Source organism: Arthrobacter sp. 05L45_2 (genome assembly GCF_056397525.1).
Genome location: NZ_JBFTNO010000045.1, coordinates 1 through 16922, shown reverse-complemented (window position 1 = coordinate 16922; position 16922 = coordinate 1). Strand labels below are relative to the sequence as shown.

The window sequence follows — 16922 nt, the reverse complement described above, 5'->3', positions numbered from 1 at the left end:
GGGATGTGGATGCGGGCAGGGTCGACGTCGATATGGGAGAGCAGCGCCTCCTGGGCCTGGCGGGCGTTGCGGTCRGCGTCGTCGGTGCCGACGAACCGCTCATCCCCCCACCAGAAGTTCACCTTGGCCCAGTCCACCGCACGGGCGGCCGGTGACTCGGCGACTGCCTTGAGGGAGCCGATGCCCATTGTTCCTCCGGTAAGCACCACCGTTGCCTCGCCGTGCTTGTCCTGGATGTCCACAAGCTTGGTGATCAGGCGCGCCGCGATGGCCGCCATCAGGACAGCCGAGTCTGGATGGATGCTTACTCTCGGGTCAGCGCTCACTGGGACGGACACTCCTTAGGTTGGTACGGGGCAGTCCAATAGTAATCACTTCGCCGAAGACTTCGTCGGGGTCCAGACGCCGCAGCTCCTCGGCCAGGCAGTCTTTCAGGCTGCGGCGGGGGAGCGAGATCCGTTGCGCTGGCTGGCCCGGCTGGGTCAGTTCGGCCACGGTCAGGCCGGGACGGTACAGCTGCACATCGCCGCCGGTGCGGGTCAGCCGCACCCGCCGGATGCCGGTGCCGGCCGGGTCCGCCACGATGGTCACCGGAGCGTCCAGCGCGAGCGTCAGCCACGCCGCCAGCAGCATGGTGCTGGGGGAGTCGGAGGCGCCTTCGACGGCCACCGCGGTGACCGGAGAGGCATCCACCTGGTCCAGGACTGCGGCCAGCTGGATCCGCCAGTTGGTCAGGCGGGTCCAGGCGAGGTCGGTGTCGCCGGCCTTGTAGGTGCTCCGGAGGTTGTCCAGCGCCGCGAGGGGATCGGATTCGTTGGCCGAGTCGGTGATCCGGCGGTGCGCGATCCGGCCGATGGAGGTTTCGCAGGCATTCCGCGGGGCGCCGTGCGGCCACCAGGCCACGATCGGTGCATCCGGGAGCAGGAGGGCGGCCACCAGGGATTCGCTCTCCTCCGCGAGTTCGCCGTAGCCGCGGAGCAGGATTACCTCGGACGCGCCGGCGTCGCCGCCCACGCGGATCTGGGCGTCCAGCCGGGTAGGTGCCTCGGCGCCGGCGTCGGCCAGGACGATGATCCGGCAGGGGTGCTCCCGGCTGGCCTCGTTGGCGGCCTCGATGGCTTCCTCTTCGAGCCCGGACTTGGTCACCACCACCAGGGTGAGGACGCGGCCCAGGGCGATCACGCCGCCCTGTTCGCGCAGGGCCATGATCTTTTTGGAGATCTTGGAGGTTGTTGTGTCGGGGAGATCTACGATCATGGCCTTCTCCAGGTCCGTCCGTCGCGGGCGAGCAGTTCATCGGCGGAGCCGGGACCCCAGCTTCCCGGGGCGTACGGCTCGGGCTGTTCCTTGAGCCCGGCCCAGTAATCCTCGAACGGGTCAAGGATCTTCCAGGACAGTTCGACTTCCTGATGCCGGGGGAACAGGGGCGGTTCGCCGAGCAGGACGTCCAGGATGAGCCGCTCGTAGGCCTCGGGGCTGGATTCGGTGAACGAATGGCCGTAGCCGAAGTCCATCGTGACGTCGCGGACTTCCATCTGCGTGCCCGGCACCTTGGAACCGAAGCGGATGGTGGCGCCTTCGTCGGGCTGGACCCGGATCACGACGGCGTTCTGGCCGAAGTCGTCCTCGCCGTGGTCGCGGAAGAGCAGGTTGGGGGCGCGCTTGAAAACGACGGCGATTTCCGTGACCCTGCGGCCGAGCCGCTTACCGGCCCGAAGGTAGAACGGCACGCCGCTCCAGCGCCGGGTGTTGATGTCCACCCGGATCGCGGCGAACGTCTCGGTTTTGGAGTCGGCGGGAATGCCCTCCTCCTCGAGGTAGCCAAGAACCTCCTCGCCGCCCTGCCAGCCGCCGGTGAACTGCCCGCGGGCCGAGTGCGAGGACAGGTCTTCGGGCAGCCGCACCGCAGCCAGGACCTTTTCCTTCTCGGCCCGGAGGTCATCAGCGTTGAAGGAGATTGGTTCCTCCATGGCCGTCAGGGCCAGGAGCTGCAGCAGGTGGTTCTGGATGACGTCGCGGGCCGCGCCCACGCCGTCGTAGTAGCCTGCGCGGCCGCCCGTGCCGATGTCCTCCGCCATGGTGATCTGGACGTGGTCCACGTAGTTGGCGTTCCACAGGGGTTCGAACAGCTGGTTGGCGAAGCGCAGGGCCAGGATGTTCTGGACCGTCTCCTTGCCAAGGTAGTGGTCGATCCGGAAAACGGCGTCCGGCGGGAAGACCGATTCGACGATGTCATTGAGTTGGCGCGCGGACTCGAGGTCATGCCCGAAAGGCTTCTCGATCACCACGCGGCGCCACTTGTCGCCCTCGGCCTGGGCCAGCCCATGCTTGGAGAGCTGGCGGCAGACCAGTTCAAAGGCCTTCGGCGGGATGGACAGGTAGAACGCGTGGTTGCCCCGCGTGCCGCGCTGTTCGTCGAGTTCGTCGATTGTCTCGCTGAGGCGCTCGAAAGCGTCGTCGTCGTCGAACTCGCCCTCCACGAACCGGATGCCCTCGGAGAGCTGCTTCCACACCGTCTCGTCGAACGGCGTGCGTGCGTAGTTCTTGACCGATTCCTTCACCTCCGCGGCGAAGTCCTCGTTGTCCCACTGCCGGCGGGCGAAGCCGACCAGCGCGAAGCTGGGCGGAAGCAGCCCGCGGTTGGCGAGGTCGTAGACGGCCGGCATGAGTTTCTTGCGGGCGAGGTCACCGGTGACGCCGAAAAGCACCAGGGAGGACGGGCCGGCGATGCGGTTCAGTCGGCGGTCCCGCGGGTCCCGGAGCGGATTACGCCCCCGGCCCGCGGACTTAGCGCCGCCGTTTTGCGAGAGTGGCATGGTTGCTGAAGTGCCTTAGCTTTCGGTGGATGACGCCGGACGGGCGGCCGATGACGTGCCGGCCAGCGACGAGATGAGCTGCTGCAGTTGGCGGACGCCGGCAGCACGGTCCGTGAGGTGGAGCCGCAGGACGGGCCGGCCGTGTTCGCTGAGGACCTGCGCGTCGCCTGCCGCCTGGGCCGTGATCAGTTCACCAAACGTGAACGGCCGGTCCGGGATGGGAAGGTCCGTCGCCGCGGCCGCGGTGACCTGCAGGAAGACCCCGATCGCCGGTCCGCCCTTGTGGAACTGGCCGGTGGAGTGCAGGAAGCGCGGGCCCCAGCCGAAGGTGACGGGACGGCCGCTTACGGCGGCGAGCTCGTCCCGGATGCCTTCGAGGGGGGCGTAGCTGAGCCGGTCAAAGTAGGCCTGGACGCTCAGGTAGCCGTCCGCGCCAAGCTGGCCCAGGAGGGCCTTGACGGCGTCCGCCGCCGTCCCGGCGCCGCCCAGCCAGTCGCCGCCGCGGACCTCGATGGTTCCGTCGGTGAAGTTGGCGGGCGTGGGCTCCGGCTGGGCGTCCAGCAGCCCGCGGGCGGCCACCTTGGCGGCCTCGACGTCGGGCTGGTCGAAGGGGTTGATGCCGAGCAGACGGCCAGCGACGGCCGTGGCGAACTCCCACGTCATCATCTGCGCGGCCAGGCCGCCGGCAATGGCCGCCTCGTTGGCGCCGAGTTCGACGTCGGCGTCCGCGGCCACCAGCCGGATGGCCAGGACGTCAGCGGCGCCGCCGGTAACCTCGGGGGCGTTAGGGCCGGCGACTACCGGCAAGACGCCGGTGCCGAGCTTGCCAGTGGATTCGGCGATCAGCTGTTCGGCCCAGTCAGCGAATCCGGCAATCCCGGAGCCGTCCTCGGCGATGACCACCTTGTCGCGCAGCGGGTTGGTGCCGCCCAGTGCGGCGCCAAGGGCCAGGCCGATGTTCTCCGCGCTGTCATCGTTCAGGATCTCCGCCGTTTCTTCGGCCTCGTCAAGGAACGCCTGGATGTCGACACCGGCCAGCCCGCACGGCACCAGGCCGAAAGCGGTGAGCGCCGAGTAGCGGCCACCCACGTTGGGGTCGGCGTTGAACACGGCGCGGTAGCCGGCCTCGCGGGAGGCCTTGTCCAGGGGGGAACCGGGATCGGTGACAATGACGATGCGGCTCTTCGCGTCGAGTCCTGCCTCGGTGAAGGCGTGCTCGAAGACGCGCCGCTGCGAGTCCGTTTCCAGGGTGGAGCCTGACTTCGAGGACACCACGATGGCGGTTTCGGCCAGGCGGTYGGCGAGGGCGGCAGCGACCTGCTCGGGGTCGGTGCTGTCCAGGACCGTCAGCTCGACGCCGGCGGTTCCGGCAATGACCTCGGGGGCCAGGGAGGAACCGCCCATGCCACACAGGACAATCCGGCTCACGCCCTCGGCGCGGAACGCATCACGCAGGGCGAGGATGTCCGCGACGAGCGGCTGGGAGACCGAAGCGGCCTCCACCCAGCCCAGCCGGACCGCGGCCTCGGACTCGGCGTCCGGACCCCACAGGGTGGCGTCCTTGGCGAAGATCCGGGTGGCGACCCGGTCCTCAAGCAGGGCGGGCAGGTGCTGTTCGTGGGCCTGGCGGGCAGCGCCCGTGGCGTCGTAGCTGAGAGTGGTCATAGGAGGCTATGCGTCCTTCCGTGCAGCGGCGAGGGCGCCCTCGACGTCGGCCAGCAGTTCCTTCCAGCTTGCCACAAACTTGTCCAGGCCCTCGGTCTCGAGCAGGGCCACCACCTCGTTGTAGGAGATGCCGAGCGCGTCGAGGGAGTTCAGGGTGGCGTTGGCGTCGTTGTAACCGCGGGTCACGGTGTCGCCGGTGATGGCTCCGTGGTCGTAGGTGGCGTCGAGGGTCTTCTCGGGCATCGTGTTGACCACGCCGGGGGCGACCAGTTCCGTTACGTACAGGGTGTCCGGGTACGCCGGATCCTTGACGCCGGTGGAGGCCCACAGCGGACGCTGCGGGCGGGCACCGGCCTCGGCGAGCAGGGCCCAGCGTTCGGTGGAGAAGAGTTCCTCGTAGACCTGGTAGGCCAGCCGGGCGTTGGCCAGGCCGGCCTTGCCCTTGAGGGCCCGGGCTTCGTCGGTGCCGATGGCGTCGAGGCGCTTGTCGATTTCCGAGTCAACGCGGGAAACGAAGAAGGATGCCACCGAGTGGATCTTGGAGAGGTCGTGGCCGTTTTCCTTCGCCTGCTCCAGTCCACTCTGGAACGCGTTGATCACTGCGCGGTAGCGTTCGAGCGAGAAGATCAGGGTCACGTTAACGCTGATGCCGCTGGCCAGCGTGGCGGTGATCGCCTCAAGGCCCTCGACCGTGGCGGGGATCTTGATCAGGACGTTGTCCTTGTTGACCTGGCCGTGGAGTTTCTTGGCCTCGGTAATGGTCCCTGCGGTGTCCCACGCCAGGCGGGGGTCCACCTCGATGGAGACGCGGCCATCCACGCCCTGCGTTGCCGCGGCAACCGGTGCGAAGAGGTCGCAGGCGTCCGCGACGTCGGTGGTGGTGATCGAGAAGACGGTCTCTTCAACGCTGGCGCCCGCCGCGGCCAGTTCGCTGATGGTGGCGTCGTAATCGGTGCCGGCGGTGATGGCTGCGTGGAAGATGCTGGGGTTGGTGGTGACCCCAACGACGTTCTTCTCTTCGATCAGCTTGCGCAGGGTGCTGGTAGCCAGGCGGCCGCGGGAGAGGTCATCGAGCCAGATGGAGACGCCGGCATCGGAGAGCTGCTGGGTGGGGGTGGTGTTCATGTGTAACTCCTGAAGTCTGGGGCCGCCGCCGTCAGTGGGGCGGCGGCCCGGAAAGCGTGAAGTTGGGGTTTAGGCGTTGAGTCCGTGGAGGGATTCTTTGGCTGCGGTGGTGAGGGCTTCGGTGGTGATGCCGAATTCCTGGAAGAGGCGTTTGTAGTCCGCGGACGCGCCGAAGTGTTCGAGGCTGATGGAGCGGCCGGCGTCGCCGACAAACTCGCGCCAGCCCAGGGCCAGTCCGGCTTCCACGGAGACGCGTGCCTTCACAGCGGGGGGCAGCACGACGTCGCGGTAGGCCTGGTCCTGGCGGTGGAACCATTCGACGCAGGGCATGGACACGACCCGGGTGGGGATCCCTTCGGCCTGCAGGGCTTCGCGGGCGTTGACGGCGAGCTGGACCTCGGAGCCGGTGCCGATCAGGATGACCTGGGGTGTCACGGACCGGCCCTGGGTGGAGGCTTCGGCCAGGACATAGCCTCCGCGTGCGACTCCGGCGGTGGAGGCGAACGTGTCGCCGTCGGCCTCGCCGGTCCCGCGGGCGTAGGTGGGGATGTTCTGCCGGGTCAGGACGATCCCGGCGGGGTGGGCGTGGTTTTCGAGCATGGTCTTCCAGGCCGCGGCAACCTCGTTCGCGTCACCTGGCCGGACGACGTCCAGGCCCGGGATCGCGCGGAGCGCGGCGAGCTGTTCGACCGGCTGGTGGGTGGGGCCGTCCTCGCCGAGGCCGATCGAGTCGTGGGTCCAGACGTAGAGCGACGGGACCCCCATGAGGGCGCCGAGCCGGATCGCGGGGCGCTGGTAGTCCGAGAAGATCAGGAACGTGCCGGAGAACGCCCGGGTGGGGCCGGCCAGGGTGATGCCGTTCACGATCGAGGCGGCGGCGTGTTCGCGGATCCCGAAGTGCAGGACCCGGCCGTAGGGGTTGCCCTTCCACGCCTCGGTCTGCCGGGACGCGGGAATGAACGAGGGCGAGCCCTCGATGGTGGTGTTGTTCGACTCGGCGAGGTCGGCCGAGCCGCCCCAGAGTTCGGGCATGACCGGTCCGATCGCGTTCAGCACCTTCCCGGACGCGGCCCGGGTGGAGACGTCCTTCCCGGCCTCGAACACCGGCAGCGCCGCGTCGAAGCCCTCGGGCAGGGTGCGGGACTCGATGCGTTCGAGCAGGGCAGCGGACTCCGGGTAGGCGGCCTGCCAGGCGTCGAAGCCTTCCTGCCAGATCTTGCGCTCGGCGGCGCCGCGGTCCCGGGCCCCCCGGGTGTGGGCGAGGACGTCCTCCTCGACCTGGAACGATTTCTCCGGGTCGAACCCGAGGACCGTCTTCAGGCCGGCGACTTCCTCCGCGCCGAGGGCCGAGCCGTGGATCTTGCCGGTGTTCTGCTTCTTCGGTGCGGGCCAGCCGATGATGGTCCGCAGCGAAATGATCGAGGGCTTGTCCGTCTCGGCCTTCGCCGCGAGCAGGGCCGCGTGGAGTTCGGCGATGTCTTCCTTGTATTCACCCGTCCGGGTCCAGTCGACCCGCTGGGTGTGCCAGCCGTAGGCCTTGTAGCGGGCCAGGACGTCCTCGGTGAACGCCACGTCCGTGTCGTCCTCGATGGAGATGTGGTTCTCGTCGTAGATCACCACGAGGTTGCCCAGTTCCTGGTGCCCGGCGAGAGAGGACGCCTCGGACGTCACGCCTTCCTGCAGGTCCCCGTCGGAGGCGATGACCCAGACGGTGTGGTCGAACGGGGACTGCCCGGCGGGCGCCTCGGCGTCGAACAGCCCGCGCATCCGCCGCTGCGAGTAGGCGAACCCGACCGCGGAGGCCAGGCCCTGCCCGAGCGGGCCGGTGGTGATCTCCACCCCGGCGGTGTGCTTGTACTCCGGGTGCCCGGGGGTCAGCGACCCCCMGGTCCGCAGCGCCTCGAGGTCCTTCAGCTCCAGGCCGTAGCCGGAGAGGAACAGCTGGATATACAGCGTCAGGGAGGTRTGCCCGGGGGAGAGGACGAACCGGTCACGGCCCAGCCACTCCGGATCCGCCGGATCGTGCCGCATCAGTTTCTGGAAAAGCAGGTACGCCGCCGGGGCCAGGCTCATGGCCGTGCCAGGGTGGCCGTTCCCGACCTTCTCCACCGCATCCGCCGCCAGCACCCGGACAGTGTCCACGGCTCGGGCGTCGATGTCGGTCCATGACAGTTCTTGCTCTTCCAAATGTGGCACGTAAACCGGGCCCCTCTCTGTGCTGACGGCCGGTGGTACGGTTCTTCGCTTTGGGAAGGATTTCCCGCTGGAGCACAGGTCGGTGCCCGCTGCGGTTCGTACCAGCCGTTCACCATCGAAACGTTGATCTATCATTCAGTCGCATCCGCGGCGGCCCTAACGCCCCGAAAGGGCGGGCAGCCGAGCATGCTGATCTGTGTGACAGCTTATCCCCATTCCACCGGCCCAGCGGCGTACATCTCACGAATTGGACCGCTTTCCGGCTTATATGAATCACCGTGGAATACCGGGGCGGTGAACCCGCGTTAACATGCCCGAATTATGGCCGCCCGCGGCAGGGCCGGCGGCTCGTGCCGCCACGGTATGATGGGTGGTGGCTACCAACGGGGGCGAGGACATGCCTGTGCGCCGCGCGTGGACCCCCTCCGAATGCCGTGCGCCGGATCCAGGACGCACTGCGATGACCAGCCGGACTGAACAGCCAGACAGAACAGAGTGACTGCCACCGTGAGCACAACTGATACGCCACTGAACGCTTCCCGGGCCCCCGGCCGCATCGGCTTCGGCCGTAAAGCCAAGGCCTACCTGGCGCTCACAAAACCGCGGGTGATCGAACTCCTGTTGGTCAGTACGCTGCCCACCATGATTTACGCTGAACGCGGATTCCCGTCGCTGGGCCTGATCCTGGCAACCCTGGTCGGTGGGGCTTTCGCTGCCGGCAGTGCGGGGGCGTTCAACTGCTATATCGACCGGGACATCGACAAGCTGATGCACCGGACCGAGAACCGGCCCCTGGTCACCGGTGAAGTGACCCCGCGCGAAGCGCTGGTCTTCTCCTGGCTCCTCGGCGCGGCCGCGATCGTCATCCTCTGGTTCGGCGCCAACCCGCTGTCCGCCTGGCTGGGCCTGGGCGCCATCGTCTTCTACGTGGTCATCTACACGATGATCCTCAAGCGCCGGACCGCGCAGAACATCGTCTGGGGCGGCGCCGCCGGCTGCTTCCCCGTACTGATCGCCTGGGCCGCGGTGACCAACACCGTCGAGTGGCCCGCCGTCGTCCTCTTTATGGTCATCTTCCTCTGGACGCCCCCGCACTACTGGCCGCTGTCCATGCGCTACGGCGAGGACTACCGCAACGCCAACGTCCCGATGCTCGGCGCGATCGCCGGCGCCAAGGTGGTCTCCGTTCAGGTGGTGCTTTACGCCTGGGCGATGGTGGCCTGCTCGCTGCTCCTGATCCCGGTGGGCGGGGCCGGCTGGGTGTACACCGTTACCGCCGTCGCCGCGGGTGCCTGGTTCCTGTACGAGTCCCATGCGCTGTACAACCGGGCCCAGGGCGGGGACGTGTCCAACAAGGGAGCCATGAAGGTTTTCCACGGCTCGATCAGCTACCTCACGCTGCTGTTCATCGCGCTGGCCGTCGATCCGTTCATCGGATCGGCGATCGTCGGCGGCTAGTTCCCGCCGCCGGCATCCCCTGCCGGTTCCCGCCGGGCGCGCCGCGTCCGGCGCAGGTGCCAGACGATCAGCCCCAGCACGCCGAGGGTCACCACCACCGCGGTGATGTCACGGCCGGCCACTTTTGCGACGGCGTCGTAGGAGTTCCCGGCGAAGAAGCCCAGCAGCACGAACCCTGTACCCCAGACCACCCCGCCCGCTGCGTTGAAGGCCAGGAAGCGCGGGTAGTGCGTCCGCGAGGCTCCGGCCAGGGCGGGCATCACCGCCCGGAAGAACGCCACGAAGCGGCCCAGGAAGACGGCCGAACCGCCGCGCCGGCGCAAGAAGGCCTGCGCCTTGGCCAGGCCGCGCCGCCGCCGTTTCATCAGCCGGATATCCAGCAGCCGGGTCCCCACGTGCTTGCCGATTTCGTAGCCCACCGTGTCACCGGCGATGGCCGCGGCAACCACCACGGCCGCCATGCCCCACAGCGGCACCTCACCGCGGCTCGCGATGACGCCGCCGAGCACCGCGGCGGTCTCGCCCGGAATGACGAAGCCCACGAAGATGGCGTCCTCCGCGAACACCAGACCGGCCACGAGCGTGAACGCCAGCGCGGGGCTGATGTTCAGGATGCCCTCGATGATCGCGTTCACTACTGCCCTCTCCCTCGACAGAGTCAGGTTACCGGCCGACAACGCAACACGGGGCCACCCGACGCCGGAGAGGCGGCCAGTGACCCCGTGTGAGGGATTGCAGGAAGAGGCGGGTCAGCTCCGCGGGCTGTTCCGCGCGATGTCCGCCGCGTTGGTGGATGCGCTCATCAGCAGGGCAGCGCCGAGCATGTGGGCGCCGACCAGGAGTGCCGGGATGCCGTTGTAGTACTGCGTGAAGCCGATAACGGCCTGGAGTACGGTGACGCCGAGGAGCATCAGCACGGCGGCACGGAACGGGCCGGTGATGCGGCCGCGGACCACGAGGAACACGCCGACGAGGGCGCCGGCGGTCACGAGGTACGCGGGGACAGCGTGGATGTGCGAGAACAGGTCCCAGTCGAGGTTGTTGCGCGGGGCAGTGGCGTCGCCGGCGTGGGGTCCGGCGCCGGTCACCACAACACCGAGGCATACGGCCACGGCCGAGAACAGGGCGACGGCGGCCATCACGGGGCGCGCGGCGCCGGGGAGCGCCGGAAGCTCGCGGGCCAGGGCGCGGCCGGTCCTGCCGTAGGCCCGGTTGACCAGAAGGGTGGCCAGGACCACTAGTGCCATCGAGACCAGGAAGTGCAGGCCCACCACCCACGGGTTCAGCCCCGTCAGGACGGTGATTCCGCCAATTACGGCCTGGGCCGGGATGCTGGCGAGCAGTCCGAGGGCCAGCAGGAAGAGGTCCCGGCGTTCCTTGCGCAGGTTCCACAGGTAGACCAGCATCATGACGGCGACGGCGGCCAGCGCGAAAGTCAGCAGCCGGTTGCCGAATTCGATGACGCCGTGGATTCCCATTTCGGGGGTGTTCACGAGCGAGCCGTCGGTGCAGCGGGGCCACGTGGGGCAGCCCAGGCCTGAGGCCGTCAGCCGGACAGCCCCGCCGGTTACCACCAGGACCGTCTGGCCGATCAGGGACAGGACGGCCAGCCGGCGGAYCGTYYTGTCGACGGTGACGGGCAGCCGGGAGGAAATCCGGGACACGATGCGGGAAGGGCGGGAAGCCGTACTCACAGTTTTCTCAATTCCACTTGAACCAACGGGTTGCTGCGAAGCCGGCAATCGCCGTCCAGAGCAGCAGGACAAATACGGCGGCCAGGTTGACGCTGCCGTGCAGGAAGGCATCCCTCAGCGCCTGGCCCAGCGCGCCGGAGGGCAGGAAGTGGACCACCGCCTGGGCGAGGGCCGGGAGCCGCTCGGCCGGAATAACGATGCCGCCCAGAGCGCCGAGCAGGATCCAGAGCAGGTTGGTGATCGCGAGTGTCGCCTCGGGCCGGACTGTGCCGGCCACCAGGAGGCCGAGGGCCGTGAAGGCCGCCGCACCAAGGATCAGCAGGCCGATGCCTGGCAGGATGCCGACGGCGGACGGCCGCCAGCCCAGGGGCAGTGCGACGGCGGCCACCACCAGTACCTGCAGCAGCAGCACTGCGAGGACGGCGAGCACTTTGCCAAGGATCAGGCCGGTGCGGCCCAGGGGAGTGCTGGACAGGAAACGGAGCACACCGTACCGGCGGTCGAAGCCCGTGGCGATGCCCTGGCCGGTGAAGGCGGTGGACATGGCGCACAGGGCCAGGATGCCCGGTACTGCGACGTTGACCCGGCTGGCGCCGAGCCCGTCGAGCAGTGGAGTGACGGTCAGGCCGATCAGGGCCAGGAGCGGCAGGATGATCGCGAGGATCAGTTGCTCGCCGTTGCGGATCATGGTGACGGTCTCGTACCTGCCCTGCAGCAGGACACGGCGCAGGAGCGGCGCCGGTCCGCTGCCCAGCGGGTTGCCTGCGGGGGCGGTAACCGGGGTCATCGGATGTCCCTTCCGGAGATGTCGAGGAAGACGTCCTCGAGGCTGCGGGCGGCCAGGCTCATGGACGCGGGCATGATGCCGCGCTCCGCCCACCAGGCGGTGATGGCCGCGAGGTCGGCCGGTGTCAGCGCCCCCGTGGCGGTGTAGCTTCCGGCGCGGGTTTCCCGGACCTCGATGCCCGGCGGCAGGACGCCGGCGAGGTCGAGCCCCGGGGTGGCCTCGAAGTGCAGGGTGCGGATGTGTTGCCCGCCGGCCGGTGCCAGTTCATGGCGCAGGAGCTGGGCAACGGTGCCCTCGGCGACGTTCCTGCCGGCGTCGATGATGTAGACGTAGTCCGCGAGGCGCTGGGCGTCGTCCATCAGGTGCGTGGTCAGGATGATGCCCATCCCGCGGTCCCGCAGTTCGCCGATCAGTTCGAACACCAGCTGCCGCGACTGCGGATCCAGGCCGGCGCTCGGCTCGTCGAGGAACAGCACTTCCGGGCGCCCCACAAGGGCGGCCGCGAGTGCCAGCCGCTGCTTCTGGCCGCCCGAGAGCCGCCGGACGGAGGTCCGGCTGAAGGCCTCGATGCCCAGCCGGCCGATCAGTTCATCCAGCGGCCATGGGTCCTGGTACATGCCCGCGATGTGGCGGAGCAGGGGGATGGGGCGGGCCGACGGAGGCAGGCCCCCGTCCTGGAGCATCACGCCGACGCGGGCACGCAGCTCCGCGCCGGACGTGTCAGGGTCATGGCCCAGCAGGCTGATGCTCCCGCCGGTACGTTTCTGCAGGCCCTGGGCGCATTCGATGGTGGTGGTCTTTCCGGCCCCGTTGGCTCCCAACAGGGCCGTGACCTGGCCGCGCTCGGCCGTGAGGGAGAGGTCGCTGACCACCCGCAGCATCTTGCCGTCGAGGCTGGGCAGCGGGCCAACGTCCTTGACGAGCCCGCTGATTGTCAGGGCGGGGGATTCGGGAGATCGCACCAGAGCATTCTACGCGATGTAGTAGGACGTTCCCTGACCGCGAGCGGGCCCAGCAAAGCCATGCCTTACTGGATCAGGGGACTAAATTACGACATGATTGTGTTGTGTATTCCATGAGTCCAACAACGTCTGCCGTGCCTTCCGCGCGGGCGGAGGCGCATGAGCCCGCCGGGGGAGCGCCGGCTTCCTCGACGCATGCCTCCGATGCGGAGGACCGCACGCGTGACCGCGTCCTCGCCGCTGTTCTGGAGCACGGCCCCATCAGCGCCGCGGAACTGGGCGAACTCCTCGGGTTCACCCCTGCAGCGGTCCGCCGCCACCTGGACCACCTTTCACGCCACGGCGTCATCGAGGTCAAGCGTGCCGCGCGGGCGGGCGCGGGCGCGGGGAGGCCCGCGAGGCGGTATGTGCTCAGCTCGCAGGGCCAGTCGACATTGGGCAACGACTACCTCGACATTGCCGGGTCGGCGCTGCAGAAGCTCAGCGATATGGCCGGGTCCGACGCGGTGCGGGAATTCGCCGTCGAGCGCTTCGCGGACATGGAACGCCGGTACGCCCCGGAGATCGAGCAGGCCGGGACGGATATTACGGCCCGTGCCCGGGCCCTCTCCGAGGCCCTGAGCCGCGACGGGTTCGTTGCCTCGGCCCAGTCAATCGAGGCCAAGGCTCCGCTCCCTGCCGCACTCTCCAGCGTCCAGCTTTGCCAGGGACACTGCCCCATCCAGCAGCTCGCGGCGCAGTTCCCCGTGTTTTGCGACGTCGAGACCGAGCTGTTCTCCCGGCTGGTCGGCGTCGACGTGCGCAGGCTTTCCACGCTCGCCCGCGGCGGGCACGTCTGCACCACCCACATACCTACGGGCCGTCCGGCCGCCGCAGGGGCCGCCAGCCCCGCAGGCCCGGGCAACCCGGACGAAGTATCCAACCATCTGCAAGAAAGGCCGTGATGACGGACCAACTATCAGAGAAGAAGGTTGCTGAATCCACTGTGATCTCTGAGATTCTGGAAAAGAATCCCGAGCTCCACGGAATCGGAACCTACGAGTACGGCTGGGCCGACAAGAACGACGTCGGCGCCAACGCCCGCCGTGGTATCGATGAGGACGTCGTACGTGACATCTCGGCCAAGAAGAACGAGCCGGAATGGATGCTGGACCTGCGCCTGAAGGGCCTGAAGTACTTCGACCGCAAGCCCATGCCCACCTGGGGCGCGGACCTGTCCGGCATCGACTTCGACAACATCAAGTACTTCGTGCGCTCCACGGAGAAGCAGGCCGCCACCTGGGAGGACCTGCCCGAGGACATCCGGAACACCTACGAGAAGCTGGGCATCCCGGAAGCCGAGCGCAGCCGCCTGGTCTCCGGCGTGGCCGCCCAGTACGAGTCCGAGGTGGTTTACCACCAGATCCGCGAGGACCTCGAAGCCCAGGGCGTGATCTTCCTGGACACCGACACCGCGCTGCGCGAACACCCGGAAATCTTCCAGGAGTACTTCGGCACCATCATCCCCGTGGGTGATAACAAGTTCGCCTCGCTGAACACCGCGGTGTGGTCCGGCGGTTCGTTTGTGTACGTGCCCAAGGGCGTCCACGTGGACATCCCGCTGCAGGCCTACTTCCGCATCAACACCGAGAACATGGRCCAGTTCGAGCGGACCCTGATCATCGCGGACGAGGACTCCTACGTCCACTACATCGAGGGCTGCACGGCGCCGATCTACACCTCGGACTCGCTGCACTCCGCCGTTGTGGAGATCGTTGTGAAGAAGGGCGCCCGCGTCCGCTACACGACCATCCAGAACTGGTCCACCAACGTGTACAACCTGGTCACCAAGCGCGCCATCTGCGAAGAGGGCGCCACCATGGAGTGGATCGACGGCAACATCGGGTCCAAGGTCACCATGAAGTACCCGGCCGTCTACCTCGTGGGCGAGGGTGCGAAGGGCGAGACCCTCTCCATCGCGTTCGCCGGTGAAAACCAGCACCAGGACACGGGCTCCAAGATGGTGCACATCGCGCCGAACACGAAGAGCTCCATCATCTCCAAGTCCGTCGCCCGCGGCGGCGGCCGCGCCGCCTACCGCGGCCTGGTCCAGGTCCGCGAAGGGGCCAAGCACTCCGCCAACACGGTGCGCTGCGACGCCCTCCTGGTGGACACCATCAGCCGCTCGGACACCTACCCGTACATCGACATCCGCGAGGACGACGTCGTTATGGGCCACGAGGCCACGGTCTCCCGGGTCAGCGAAGAGCAGCTGTTCTACCTGATGTCGCGCGGCATGCGCGAGGACGAGGCCATGGCGATGATCGTGCGCGGCTTCATCGAGCCGATCGCCCGTGAACTGCCGATGGAATACGCCCTTGAGCTGAACCGCCTGATTGAACTGCAGATGGAAGGATCGGTCGGTTAATGACTGACATCACTACTGAAAAGGCGCGCATCGGCGCCCCCTCATCCCAGCCGTTCATCGACGGTTTCACGGAGGAAGGCGAAAGCCTTTCGCCGCTGAACGTGGCCGAGTCGAAGTCCCCGCTGGCCGGCGAAGCCGTCAAGGCCCACTCGCACGGCGGCGGCGTCGGCATCCCGGACAGCTCCCGCGCCGGCCGCCTGACCTCGTACAAGCTGGCGGACTTCAAGCCGCTGACAGGCACGGAGGAGGACTGGCGGTTCACCCCGCTCAAGCGCCTCCGCGGCCTGCACACCGAGGTCCTCAACGGCGCCGCTCCGGCCGTGTCCGTCACCGGTCCGGACAGCGTCCGCGTCGAAACCGTCGGCCGCGACGATGCCCGCATCGGCTCGGCAGCCATCCCCGAAGACCGGGTAGCCGCCAACGCCTGGGAAAACTTCACCGAAGCCACGGTCATCACGGTGCCCGCCGAGGTCCAGGCCGAGGGCGAGGTCAGCGTGCTCCTCACCGGCCAGGGCTCCGAGGCCGCCGCGCAGCACGTCGTCATCATCGCCGAGAAGTTCTCCAAGGCCGTTGTGGTGCTGGACCACCAGGGCACCGCCGTCGTCTCCGAAAACATCGAAATCCTGGTTGAGGACGGCGCGCAGCTCACCGTCATCTCGCTCCAGGAATGGAACGACGACGCCGTGCACGCTTCCTCCCAGCAGGCGAAGCTCGGCCGCGATGCCAAGTTCAAGCACATCGTGGTCAGCCTCGGCGGCGACCTGGTCCGCGTCACCCCGTCCACCCGCTTCACCGCCCCCGGCGCCGAAGCGGAAATGTTCGGCCTGTACTTCGCCGACGCCGGCCAGCACCTGGAACAGCGGCTGTTTGTGGACCACGCTGTAGCCAACTGCAAGTCCAATGTCTTGTACAAGGGCGCCCTGCAGGGCCGCAACGCGCACACCGTCTGGGTGGGTGACGTCCTGATCCGTAAGGAAGCAGAAGGCACCGACACCTACGAGGCCAACCGCAACCTGGTCCTCACCGACGGTGCCCGGGCCGACTCCGTGCCGAACCTCGAGATCGAAACCGGCCTGATCGCCGGCGCGGGCCACGCCAGCGCCACGGGCCGCTTCGACGACGAGCACCTGTTCTACCTGATGGCCCGCGGCATTCCGGAAAAGGTGGCCCGCCGTCTGGTGGTCCGCGGCTTCCTGAACGAGATCATCCAGCAGATCCGGGTTCCGGCCATCGAGGAACGCCTCACGGCCGCCGTCGAGCGCGAGCTCGCGGCCACGGACAACTAAGGGACACGGACAGCGAACATGACGGAACAGCCAAAGGGCGAGCTGGTCTGCAGCGCCAGCGAGATCCAGCTCAAGCAGGCGCTGCGGATCCTGATCGACGACTACCCGGTAGCCGTAGTGAAGGACTCGATGGGGGAGATCCACGCCATCGGCGACACCTGCTCGCACGCGGACATCTCGCTCTCCGAGGGCGACGTGGAAGGCTGCAAGATCGAGTGCTGGGGCCACGGCTCCCAGTTCGACCTGCGCAGCGGCCAGCCGCTCCAGCTGCCGGCCTACGACCCCGTGCCGGTCTTCGCTGTCACCATCCAGGATGAYGATGTCTACGTGGATGTCAGCACCATCCTCAACGGCGCCGAGGCACCGAACTTCAGCTGAACCCGGCGGCAAGCCCCGCTTGCCCCGCCGGACCGGCCAGCATCACCAGAAACGTATTCGACCAGACCACGCACCGCCGCCGAGGGGCACGGGGCAGAGGAGAACAAGACATATGTCGCACGGGGCAGAGGAGAACAAGACATATGTC

At 68.0% G+C, this 16922-nt stretch carries 15 protein-coding genes; 5 read left to right on the top strand and 10 right to left on the bottom strand.

Features of this window, described 5'->3' with window-relative positions; genetic code table 11:
• The 6 genes from AC1DHD_RS05730 to tkt form a co-directional block, all read right to left on the bottom strand.
• The coding region (locus tag AC1DHD_RS05730; RefSeq protein WP_476878781.1) for a 6-phosphogluconolactonase at window positions 1-278 on the bottom strand (278 nt) is incomplete at its 3' end.
• 37 nt (window positions 279-315) lie between these two features.
• Window positions 316-1257: a glucose-6-phosphate dehydrogenase assembly protein OpcA gene (locus AC1DHD_RS05725; protein ID WP_476878779.1), complete on the bottom strand. Its 942-nt coding sequence runs from the start codon at window positions 1255-1257 to the stop codon at window positions 316-318.
• Window positions 1254-2816, bottom strand: coding sequence for a glucose-6-phosphate dehydrogenase (gene zwf, locus AC1DHD_RS05720; RefSeq protein ID WP_476878778.1), 1563 nt, complete (start codon window positions 2814-2816; stop codon window positions 1254-1256). The genes AC1DHD_RS05725 and zwf overlap by 4 nt, the downstream gene beginning before the upstream one ends.
• A 15-nt stretch (window positions 2817-2831) precedes the next feature.
• Window positions 2832-4481 carry a glucose-6-phosphate isomerase gene (locus tag AC1DHD_RS05715; RefSeq protein WP_476878777.1) on the bottom strand — a complete coding sequence of 550 codons (1650 nt, stop codon included), beginning with the start codon at window positions 4479-4481 and terminating at the stop codon, window positions 2832-2834.
• A gap of 6 nt (window positions 4482-4487) precedes the next feature.
• Window positions 4488-5606 carry a transaldolase gene (tal, locus tag AC1DHD_RS05710; protein WP_476878776.1) on the bottom strand — a complete coding sequence of 373 codons (1119 nt, stop codon included), beginning with the start codon at window positions 5604-5606 and terminating at the stop codon, window positions 4488-4490.
• Between the two features lie 69 nt (window positions 5607-5675).
• Window positions 5676-7793, bottom strand: coding sequence for a transketolase (tkt, locus tag AC1DHD_RS05705; protein WP_476878780.1), 2118 nt, complete (start codon window positions 7791-7793; stop codon window positions 5676-5678).
• A gap of 504 nt (window positions 7794-8297) precedes the next feature.
• Here tkt and AC1DHD_RS05700 point away from each other — a divergent pair.
• Entirely contained in the window at window positions 8298-9260 is a 963-nt protein-coding gene (locus tag AC1DHD_RS05700) for a heme o synthase (RefSeq protein WP_476878775.1), read from the top strand.
• On the opposite strand, the gene AC1DHD_RS05695 is transcribed toward AC1DHD_RS05700, so the two are convergent.
• The 4 genes from AC1DHD_RS05695 to AC1DHD_RS05680 form a co-directional block, all read right to left on the bottom strand.
• Window positions 9257-9895, bottom strand: a complete 639-nt coding sequence (locus tag AC1DHD_RS05695; RefSeq protein WP_476878774.1) for a DedA family protein — start codon at window positions 9893-9895, stop codon at window positions 9257-9259. The genes AC1DHD_RS05700 and AC1DHD_RS05695 overlap by 4 nt on opposite strands.
• A gap of 114 nt (window positions 9896-10009) precedes the next feature.
• The gene (locus AC1DHD_RS05690; RefSeq protein ID WP_476878773.1) at window positions 10010-10954 is read right to left on the bottom strand and encodes a COX15/CtaA family protein; all 945 of its coding nucleotides are present in this window, start codon (window positions 10952-10954) and stop codon (window positions 10010-10012) included.
• 7 nt (window positions 10955-10961) lie between these two features.
• Window positions 10962-11741 carry an ABC transporter permease gene (locus tag AC1DHD_RS05685; RefSeq protein WP_476878772.1) on the bottom strand — a complete coding sequence of 260 codons (780 nt, stop codon included), beginning with the start codon at window positions 11739-11741 and terminating at the stop codon, window positions 10962-10964.
• Window positions 11738-12703 (bottom strand): ABC transporter ATP-binding protein, encoded by a 966-nt coding sequence (locus AC1DHD_RS05680; RefSeq protein WP_476878771.1) that lies wholly within the window; start codon window positions 12701-12703, stop codon window positions 11738-11740. The genes AC1DHD_RS05685 and AC1DHD_RS05680 overlap by 4 nt, the downstream gene beginning before the upstream one ends.
• Window positions 12704-12816: 113 nt before the next feature.
• Between AC1DHD_RS05680 and AC1DHD_RS05675 the strand changes: the two genes are divergently transcribed.
• Genes AC1DHD_RS05675 through AC1DHD_RS05660 form a run of 4 tightly spaced genes read left to right on the top strand, consistent with a single transcriptional unit; the run spans window position 12817 to window position 16774 of the window.
• Window positions 12817-13647: a helix-turn-helix transcriptional regulator gene (locus AC1DHD_RS05675; protein WP_476878770.1), complete on the top strand. Its 831-nt coding sequence runs from the start codon at window positions 12817-12819 to the stop codon at window positions 13645-13647.
• The gene (sufB, locus tag AC1DHD_RS05670; RefSeq protein ID WP_476878769.1) at window positions 13647-15110 is read left to right on the top strand and encodes a Fe-S cluster assembly protein SufB; all 1464 of its coding nucleotides are present in this window, start codon (window positions 13647-13649) and stop codon (window positions 15108-15110) included. The genes AC1DHD_RS05675 and sufB overlap by 1 nt, the downstream gene beginning before the upstream one ends.
• The gene (sufD, locus tag AC1DHD_RS05665; RefSeq protein ID WP_476878768.1) at window positions 15110-16396 is read left to right on the top strand and encodes a Fe-S cluster assembly protein SufD; all 1287 of its coding nucleotides are present in this window, start codon (window positions 15110-15112) and stop codon (window positions 16394-16396) included. The genes sufB and sufD overlap by 1 nt, the downstream gene beginning before the upstream one ends.
• A gap of 18 nt (window positions 16397-16414) precedes the next feature.
• Entirely contained in the window at window positions 16415-16774 is a 360-nt protein-coding gene (locus AC1DHD_RS05660; RefSeq protein WP_476878767.1) for a non-heme iron oxygenase ferredoxin subunit, read from the top strand.
• Window positions 16775-16922: the final 148 nt, after the last annotated feature.

Excerpts from the sequence above, each read along its gene's own strand:
- AC1DHD_RS05725 (WP_476878779.1), bottom strand. The coding sequence starts at position 1,257 with ATGATCGTAGATCTCCCCGACACAACAACCTCCAAGATCTCCAAAAAG.
- zwf (WP_476878778.1), bottom strand. The coding sequence starts at position 2,816 with ATGCCACTCTCGCAAAACGGCGGCGCTAAGTCCGCGGGCCGGGGGCGT.
- tal (WP_476878776.1), bottom strand. The coding sequence starts at position 5,606 with ATGAACACCACCCCCACCCAGCAGCTCTCCGATGCCGGCGTCTCCATC.
- AC1DHD_RS05685 (WP_476878772.1), bottom strand. The coding sequence starts at position 11,741 with ATGACCCCGGTTACCGCCCCCGCAGGCAACCCGCTGGGCAGCGGACCG.
- AC1DHD_RS05675 (WP_476878770.1), top strand. The coding sequence starts at position 12,817 with ATGAGTCCAACAACGTCTGCCGTGCCTTCCGCGCGGGCGGAGGCGCAT.
- sufD (WP_476878768.1), top strand. The coding sequence starts at position 15,110 with ATGACTGACATCACTACTGAAAAGGCGCGCATCGGCGCCCCCTCATCC.